General features: G+C 57.8%; 8 protein-coding genes. 6 read left to right on the forward strand and 2 right to left on the reverse strand.

Features of this window, described 5'->3' with window-relative positions; translation table 11 throughout:
- The first annotated feature begins 281 nt into the window (after positions 1-281).
- On the forward strand, positions 282-1,457 hold the full coding sequence (locus tag DES29_RS10310) for a porin (protein WP_016474547.1): 1,176 nt from the start codon (positions 282-284) through the stop codon (positions 1,455-1,457).
- Positions 1,458-1,782: 325 nt separating this feature from the next.
- Entirely contained in the window at positions 1,783-3,321 is a 1,539-nt protein-coding gene (gene gsiB, locus DES29_RS10315) for a glutathione ABC transporter substrate-binding protein GsiB (RefSeq protein WP_046446345.1), read from the forward strand.
- Positions 3,322-3,444: 123 nt separating this feature from the next.
- Here gsiB and crcB read toward each other — a convergent pair whose 3' ends face one another.
- Entirely contained in the window at positions 3,445-3,831 is a 387-nt protein-coding gene (gene crcB / locus DES29_RS10320) for a fluoride efflux transporter CrcB (protein WP_021996008.1), read from the reverse strand.
- A gap of 337 nt (positions 3,832-4,168) precedes the next feature.
- On the opposite strand from crcB, the gene DES29_RS10325 reads away from it, so the two are divergent.
- The 4 genes from DES29_RS10325 to DES29_RS10340 all read left to right on the forward strand — a co-directional run bounded on the left by DES29_RS10325 (position 4,169) and on the right by DES29_RS10340 (position 8,111).
- Positions 4,169-5,170: a FecCD family ABC transporter permease gene (locus DES29_RS10325; RefSeq protein ID WP_236578923.1), complete on the forward strand. Its 1,002-nt coding sequence runs from the start codon at positions 4,169-4,171 to the stop codon at positions 5,168-5,170.
- On the forward strand, positions 5,170-6,057 hold the full coding sequence (locus DES29_RS10330) for an ABC transporter ATP-binding protein (RefSeq protein ID WP_016474549.1): 888 nt from the start codon (positions 5,170-5,172) through the stop codon (positions 6,055-6,057). The genes DES29_RS10325 and DES29_RS10330 overlap by 1 nt, the downstream gene beginning before the upstream one ends.
- Positions 5,975-6,865: a class I SAM-dependent methyltransferase gene (locus DES29_RS10335; protein WP_236578922.1), complete on the forward strand. Its 891-nt coding sequence runs from the start codon at positions 5,975-5,977 to the stop codon at positions 6,863-6,865. Before DES29_RS10330 ends, DES29_RS10335 begins: the two co-directional genes overlap by 83 nt.
- Positions 6,866-6,926: 61 nt before the next feature.
- On the forward strand, positions 6,927-8,111 hold the full coding sequence (locus tag DES29_RS10340; RefSeq protein WP_021996010.1) for an ABC transporter substrate-binding protein: 1,185 nt from the start codon (positions 6,927-6,929) through the stop codon (positions 8,109-8,111).
- Positions 8,112-8,247: 136 nt separating this feature from the next.
- Here DES29_RS10340 and DES29_RS10345 read toward each other — a convergent pair whose 3' ends face one another.
- The gene (locus DES29_RS10345; RefSeq protein WP_021996011.1) at positions 8,248-8,739 is read right to left on the reverse strand and encodes a MarR family winged helix-turn-helix transcriptional regulator; all 492 of its coding nucleotides are present in this window, start codon (positions 8,737-8,739) and stop codon (positions 8,248-8,250) included.
- Positions 8,740-8,835 lie beyond the last annotated feature (96 nt).

An 8,835-nucleotide genomic window follows, 5' to 3' on the forward strand; every position in this document is an offset into this window, starting at 1 on the left:
GGTCTCCCGACTTTGTTTTTTCTCCTTTTTCAGAGTCGGGAGACCGTTCAGCTGCACCGCATCAGAAGGCAGCCTTTCACCCTTCTTCGAGGACAAACACTCCAAAGCAACATCTCAGCTTCACTGCGGAACCTCTCTCATCCCAAAGCTCACACACATCAGAAGTCTTCTTCAATCCTTGGTTCCGAAGTTTCGGGCGTCACAGCACGCCGACATTCCTGAAAGCGCATCGTCTGACTAAACCTGCCTTTCGCCAATCAAACCACACCAGAGAGCGCCAAATGATGACGTTCAATCCAAAATTATTCCCTCTCTCCCGCTGCGCGGCCTGCGCTGCGCTTCTTGCGGCAGCTGCATCGTCGGCAGTCTGTGCTGCCAGCGTATCCATCGGCGGCATGTACGACACCGGTCTTAAATATACGTTCGTGAACGACGGCATCCACGGCACGGAGACGGCTTTAGGCATGGAATCAAGCATGCTGGACTCCAGCCGCTTCGCCATCCGTGCTCACGAGGACATCAGCGATCAGCTTTCCGTGGGTTTCATTGCAGAATCCGGTTTTAGAGCCGATTCGGGACAACTTCAGGAACAGGACATCTTCTTTAACCTCGGCTCGCTCTTTTACCTTGCTCACAAGCAGTACGGCGAGCTTTGGATGGGACGCCTCGGCACGATGCGTTCGGGAGCCACACCCGCGGGCTTCCAGATCCTCGGTCAGCGCACCAGCCCGTTCGGCTCCGGCTGGGACGGTTACGGCGCAGGGGCTTTGTATGCCATGCCTTTCATCGGCTTCTCGGTCGACAATGCATTGCTTTACAAATCGCCCGTCATCAACGGACTGCAGCTCGACATTGAAACCAGTTTCGGCGGCACAGACGGCGGCGACGAGAATAAGGCCAATACGGACCGTTACAGCGCCGCTGCGCTCACTTATGACCGCGGTCCCCTTCGTCTCGTCACCGTTTTGGAGTACATGAATGAAAACTCCTCGAAAGGAAGCCGCGACGATGAAATCGCTGTGACAGTCGGCGGCAGCTACGACTTTACCGCTTTCCAGCTTTTCGGCTGGGCGCAGTACTTCCGCGGCGCAAACCACATCATGGCACTCTCGAACATCGGCGACTATCCGCTCTTCACCGGTCTGGACGACATGCGGGGCTTCGCCGCCGCGGTTTCAGCGAAGATCCCCACCGGCCATGGTTTTACGGATCTGGCGCTTTCCTGGCTTGACGCCAAAGTGCACGATGACGTTGAGGCTGCCGACGAAGACAATGTCGGCAACAGCCTCAAACGCTTCGGCGCGACAATTGCCTACGAATATCCGCTCTCCAAGAGCACAACAGCTTATGCTGCAGTGGGCGTTTATAAGGACTTCATCGACGCGCGCACCAACAATGCACCCGTGGACGATCCGCTCTCCGGCCAGGCAATGGCGGGCATCCACATTAACTTTTAACGTTTCGGCGAAAGCATCCCGCACAGACGCCTGAAGATCATTCATCGTCTGTCGCCGAATCCTGCCGAATCTGCCGCGGCGAAACGCTCTTTTTTGCGTTTCGCCGCGTTTTTCTATGTACACCACTCAGGAAGCAGCTGCACCAGGCTAGCCCCAACTGCGCACATTTACCTACATCGACTGCGTAAGAGTCAACTCGGCTGAAATTCTGCAGTCTGCAGCTGAGATTCTGTGATGCCGAATCGTTTGAGCGGGTTAGTCTAGAAACGCTTTTGCGGGTCGATTATTAGGGCAGCCCGCGCCTCACCTGTTTTGGAGGAACAAAATGAATTTGAAGCATGCAGCCGCCGCGCTCGCGCTCACAAGTCTTGTCGCCGCCGGCGCCGCGCAGGCCGCGCCGAAAGAAATTACGGTGGCCATTGCCAGCACGTTCACGACGCTTGATCCGTACGACGCTTCGGATACGCTGTCGCAGACCGCTTCGAAATCCTTCTATGAAGGTCTCTTCACGTTCGACAAAGACATGAAGGTGATCGATGCACTCGCCACGGACTACAAAGTGAGCGACGACGGCCTCGTCTATACGGTGACGCTGCGCAAGGGCGTGAAGTTCCATGACGGTTCAGAATTCCAGGCTGACGCTGTGAAAGCCAACTTTGACCGCGTGACCAACAAGGCCAACGGTCTGAAGCGCTACATGCTTTACCAAAACATCGAAAAGACTGAAGTGGTCGATCCCTACACGGTGCGCTTCACGCTCAAGAAGCCCTTCTCGAGCTTCATCAATCAGCTCGCGCACCCGGCCGGCGTCATGATCTGCCCGTCGACGCTTGCTAATAAGACCAATAAGCAGATCGCTTTCGAACCCTGCGGCACCGGTCCCTACACGCTCGACAAATACAATCCGAGCGAAGGCATGCGCGTCGTGAAGAACCCAAACTACTGGCAGGCAGGGTTCCCGAAACTCGATGCCATTAACTGGAAGCCGGTCGTTGAGAACAGCACCCGCGTTGCGATGCTTCTGACGGGCGAAGCACAGTTTGCTTTCCCGCTGCCCGCCGAACAAGTCAAGCAGGTTCAGGGGAAGGATCAGGTTCGCCTCGACATTACCCCCTCCATCATTCTTCGCTATGTTGAAATGAACATGTCGAAGAAGCCCTTCCAGGACAAGCGCGTCCGCGAAGCCTTCAACTATGCCATCAATAAGGAAGCGCTCTGCAAAGTCGCTTTTGCGGGCTACGCTGATCCGGCCACGGGCTACGCTCCGGCCGCCATTGATTTCGCCGAGAAACTCGGTCCCTGGCCCTATGATCCGAAGAAGGCCCGCGAACTCCTGAAGGAAGCCGGCTACGGCAGCGGTCTTACGATCAATCTCTGGTCGGGCTACAACCACACGACCGCCCAGAAGGTTATTCAGTTCCTGCAGCAGCAGCTCGCTCAGGTCGGCGTCAAGTCCAACATCCGCGCACTTGAGGCCGGTCAGCGCACCGCGCTCGTAGAGTCTGTGCCGACGCCCGATAAGAGCCAGCACGACCTTTACTACATCGGCTGGTCGAGCTCCACGGGTGAACTCGACTACGCCATTCGTCCGCTCCTCGCCTCCGAAAATATGCCGCCGGTGGGCTCCAATGAAGCCTACTACAAGAGCGAAAAGGTCGACCGTCTGATTCAGGAAGGCCTGGCAACCACGGACCGCACCAAGAAGGCTGCGATCTATAAGGAAATGCAGGAGCAGCTCTGGGCCGACATGCCGTGGATCCCGCTGGTGACGGAAAAGAATATTGCCGCCAGTGCGAAGAACCTGACGGGTTTCTACATTCAGCCTGACGGCGGGTACAACTTCTACCAAGCCGAACTGAAATAAATCAAGAAGCCTTTGCCTGCGAAGAGCGCTGCTTTTCGCAGGCATCCGCTATTGAGAAAAACTGCGTGCGGGCATTTTCATCAGATGCCTGCACGCGTTTTTTTTAGAGTTCAGAGAGCCGATTCAGCCCGCAATAGCACGGGCTAATGCGATGCCGCCCACGACGGCGCCAAGCCCCAAGACCAAGGAGCCCAGCGCATAAAACACGGAAAGCGCCAAGGCGCCGCGCTCACCGAGAAGCACCGCTTCAAGCGCAAAAGACGAAAACGTCGTGAAGCCGCCGAGCAGTCCTGTTGTGAGAAAGAGCCGCAGGTTTTCCGATAATCCCAGTCGGCAGCTCCAATACTCGACCACCAAACCCATTAGAAAGCAGCCGATGAGGTTGACGGCGAAAGTGCCGGCCGGAAAGGCTGTGCCGAGGAACCGCACAGCAGATGCAGAGAGCAGCCACCGCATGGATGCGCCGATGCCGCCGCCGAGAAATACCAATGCCAGTTGAGTGAAATTCATCGTCTCGTTTCAGCCGAAAAACATTCTGTCCGGCTCAGACCGTCTGCTCGAGCGCACATTGGCGCACTATCGGGCAGTTTTACGCAACAAACTGAATGGCAGCGTTTGCCACCCTCTGCAAACATATCGAGCGATAAGCTCGGACTTTGCTCACGCAGCCCAATGGCCGGCCCAGCCTCTGTAACTAGGTCTAAAAGGTTAATGCATTTACAGCCGCAAAGAGTATGATGCTTTTTTGTTTTGTCATAACAGGTGTGCTCCGCAAGGCGCAGCGCCGCACTTCCAAACCGATTCCGTACGACTCTCCATGAGCTGCCACGTCCATTACCGACAAGCGATGAAGCACCGACTGGCGCTTATCTTTGGGCTCACCGCATTGACGGCGCTGCTCTTTGCCGCTGATCTGACGGCCGGTTCTTCGGGCATGCCTCTGAGCGCAGTGCTCAATGCACTTTGGGCCGGACCGTCGGGTCAGTCCCCGGAAGCGCTCATTTTGTGGTCGCTTCGCCTGCCGATGACCCTGACGGCGCTCTTCGTCGGCGCTGCGCTAGCGCTGGCCGGACTGCAGATTCAAACAATTACGGCCAATGCACTTGCGAGCCCTTCTACCCTCGGTATCACCTCGGGAGCGAGCTTTGGCGCAGCGCTCGCGATCACCGCAGGTTTTACGGTAGGGGGAGAACTGTGGCTCGGCACCATGACCGCCTCCTTTCTGGCGTCGCTCTTGATCTGCGCGCTGATTCTTGCGCTGGGACGGCTGCGCGGCATGACGCCCACAACGCTCATTCTCGCGGGCATTGTGATGAATTTCTTCTTCATGGCCCTGCACCAATTTCTCGTCTATGTCGCGAGCCCCGAAGTGGCGCAGCTGATTTCCGGGTGGACCTTCGGCAATCTTGAGCGTGCTGGCTGGCTTTCGGCGGCGTGCGCCTTGGGCGCAGTTCTTTTCGGCACCCTCCTTCTCGCGCCGAAAGTCTGGGCGCTCACAACGCTTTCTATCGGCGAAGAACGTGCCAAAAGCCTCGGCATTCAAGTCAGCCGCCTGCGGCTTCTCGTTTTTTCAACGGCATCCGTGCTGATCGCTGCGTCGGTGAGCTTCATCGGCACGATTGCCTTTGTGGGGCTCGTCGCGCCCCACTGCGCCAAACTGCTTTTAGGGGATGATCAGCGCTTCCTCATGCCCGCGAGCATGCTTTTCGGCGGAGCGATTCTTCTGCTTTCTTCGCTCCTTTCCAAATTCATCTCAACGGGTGCCATGCTTCCAGTAGGCATCATCACGTCGATTGTCGGCGTGCCTTTCCTCTTCGTTCTGCTCCTTAAGAATCGGAGGGACTACTGATGAGCGACCTTGAACTTCGCGTAGAAAACCTGAATGTCGGCTTCGGCCGCCGCACAGTGCTCCGCGACATCAGCTTCACCGTTCATGCGGGTGAATTCATTTGTCTGCTCGGGCAAAATGCCGCCGGAAAAACCACGCTCTTCAAAGCCGTCTCAAACCTCATTGCTTCTTCCGGACGCGTAACGCTCTGCGAAAACGGGAAAGCACTCCCTCGGTCCGCAATTGCTTACCTGCCGCAGCTCACTCAGGTCCAGAGCCGCCTGACAGTCTTCGAAATGGTCATGCTCGGCCTCGGCCGCCGGCTTTCCTGGCGAGTGACACCCGACATTTTCGAGCGGGTCGATCAGACGCTTCACGCCATGCAGATCAGTCACCTTGCCGACCGTCCCGTGGCCTCGCTTTCGGGCGGTCAAAAGCAGCTCGTCTTCATGGCGCAGGCCTTTGTTTCCCGTCCCCGCGTGCTGCTGCTCGATGAACCCACTTCTGCGCTCGACCTGAGACATCAGCTGATCGTCATGCAGGCCGCCCGCAGCTACGCCAAAACAACCGGCGCAGCCGTCCTTGCCATTGTTCACGACTTGATGCTCGCGGCTCGATTCTCCGACAAGCTCCTCATGCTGGGCGACGGCACCATTCGCCGATTTGCCGCTCCGGCTGAGGTACTCACGCCCGAAGAGCTGGCGGTCGTTTATCGCGTGGAAGCCGCGGTTGAACGCTCTCAAGAGGGGCTTCTCACCGTGATCCCCATGACGCCGCTTGACGTTGACGACGGCACACACGGCCACGGGTCCCATCCGCACGCGCATGACCCTGCCTGCACGCATTCGAGCAGTTCCGATCAACACGACCACCGCATTCGCCATGATGACGACCACCCCCATCTGTGAAACCGCATCCGTCAAAACCTCAGCCGCTCTGGGCGACAAAGTTTCCGGCTACTGGAACACTCGTGCCGAAGGCTACAGCCTGCGCACCGCTGACGAACTCAACGGTCCCCGCGGAGCGCATTGGCGAGAACGGCTGCTCAGCAATCTGCGCGGCGTTCCGCCCGGCGGTTCGGTGCTCGACGTTGGCTGCGGACCGGCGCTTCTGGCCATTACCGCTGCCCGATGCGGCTGGAAAGCTTATGGCTGCGACTCCAGCCCTGAAATGCTCCGGCACGCTCATGAGAATGCGAAGACGAGCGGGGCTGATGTGACGTTTTGTCAATGCGACGCCGCAGCGCTCTCTTTTGCCGACGAAACCTTCGACGCCGTCATCTCCCGCAATGTGCTGTGGAATCTGCCTCATCCGGAAAGGGCGCTCAAGGAATGGATGCGCGTACTTAAACCCGGTGGCCGTCTCCTATATGAGGACGGCAATCATTACCGCCATCTTGTGGATCCGCTCTTTAAACACCATCACGACAACATGCCCGCGCCCTTCGGTCACCAGCCGCAGTACATGCTCAACGTCGATACTTCGGCGATTGACGCCATTGCCCAGACGCTGCCGCTTACACAGGAACTTCGTCCGCAATGGGATTTGCAGGCGCTCATCGATCTGGGATTCACCGAAACACAGGTGATTGAACCGAGCCTCTCTGAAGTCTCGGATCCTCTGTCGGGAAAAAGCATCCGCATCGTCACCGATTTCGTCGCAGCAGCGACAAAACCCGCGGCTGCCGCCTTCTCGAATGTCACAGCTGCGACTTGAATGCCCTGAAACACCATCAGCCATTCAGTCTTCATCAACCTTTGCGCTTTCGGAGTGCCTCATGCTTACTCGCCGCACGCTTCTTCTTTCCGCAGCTGCCGCATCCTTGGCGATGCTGCCTTTTGCCAGTTTTGCCGCTGAAGCCGCCGCCGGCGAAGCGGCATTAGGTCAAGCCGCCCTGCCGCCGGCGGGCAGCTGGCCCGTTACCTTCAAAGATCTCGCAGGACGCACCGTCATCCTCACTCAGGAGCCGCAGCGGATCATTGTTGCCAACTACATTCAGAACTTCATGCTCGTCGGCGGCCGAGACGCCCTCAAACGCGTTGTCGGCATGACGCAGGATCATTGGGAATCCACCCGCATGGGCGAATATCAGGTCTTTACCACGGCCTACCCGGAACTGAAGTCCATTCCTTCCATCGGCGGATTCCACGACGACATCCTCAATTCTGAAAAGATCATTGCTTTGAAACCCGATGCGATGATCATCAACCGTACTCAGTTCGCAGCCAACACCCAGCGTATTGAAGTGTTTGAGCGCGCCGGCATCCGTGTGATCGTCACCGACTACCACGCCATGAAGCTCGAGAACCATGTGCTGAGCACCCGCATCATCGGCCGCATGCTCGGTCGGGACACCGTCGCCGAGGAACTCTGCCGCAAAGCCATTGACGGCCTCAAGGACGTTGACGCACGCGTTGCCCGAGCCTCTGCCGGCAAGAAGGCGCCCAAGGTTTATATGGAACTCGGCAGCAAAGGCGTCGGCAACTACGGCAACACCTACAACTCCACCATCCTTTGGGGCGCCATGCTCGCCCGCGCGGGCGCCGACAGCATTTCAGCCAACAACCGCGAGCCCTACAGCGCTGCTACGCGTGAGTACGTCATCTCACAGAACCCGGAGATCATTATCATCGGCGGCTCGAGGTGGTCGGGCGGCGCGAGCGACCAGATGCAGATGGGCTTCACGGTCGAGCGCAAGACCGCGGAAAAATGTCTCGAAGCCTTTATGCACCGCTCGCTCTGGCAAAATCTCCCGGCCGTGAAAAACCGGCGCTTCTACGCCGTCGATCACGGGAGTCTGCGCTCCATTATTGACTGGCACATGAGCGCTTTTATCGCCAAAGTCTGCTGGCCGGAAGGCTTTGCCGACATGGATCCGGAAGCCGGCATCGTCGCCGACTATAAGCACTATCTTCCGGATTTGGATCCGGCCGGCACCTTTACGCTGGCGCTCGGAAACTAACCGCAGAGCTCCGCGCGTTTGAATGGAATGCGGCCACCGGCTCTAGGCTGGAGGCCGCTTTTTAGTGCTGTTTGTACGTTTGGCCGACAGACATGCTCAAGCCGAATGTATGCCGCCCATGGACGCAGTCAGCCCATCAGCCCTTAAGGACTCGGCTGCAGGTACAGCCGCCGCCTTCCTTTCCGGTTTCATCCGCAGCCGGGCCGTAAGTCCGGACAGCTTTGGCGAGCAGTACCTCAAGCTGATCAGCCTCATCCTCTGTGAGCGACCCCAAAATGCGTTCGTTCATGCGGATTGAAATATCGGCCATGATGGGTTTAAGCGCACGGCCTTTTTCGGTGAGCATGATGATGCTCGCTCGGCCGTCGGATTCACTGGGGAGCCGATCGACGTAGCCCTGCTTGGCAAGTCGATCGAGCATGACGCAGGTCGTCGACTTCGTACGGCGAATCTTCTGCGCAACCGCCGTGAGACTCAAACCTTCCTGCTGAAAGAGCACCTGGAAGATGTCTCCGCAGCTCGTCGTCAATTCGTCCAGGCCGGCCTTTTTCATCTCAGTGAGCAGAAAACGGCGGCCCTCTTCATGCATGCGGGCTGCGTAAGCAAGTATGGGACGGTCTTCCTTCATCAAAATACCTCAGGAGACCCCTGCCTTCAGGCAGGGGAGGAATGAGGTGCGTGGCCGAGCCACGCGTACCCATATCCGTCGTTGTGTGAAATCAGT

The organism is Sutterella wadsworthensis (genome assembly GCF_003315195.1).
GTDB lineage: Bacteria > Pseudomonadota > Gammaproteobacteria > Burkholderiales > Burkholderiaceae_F > Sutterella > Sutterella wadsworthensis.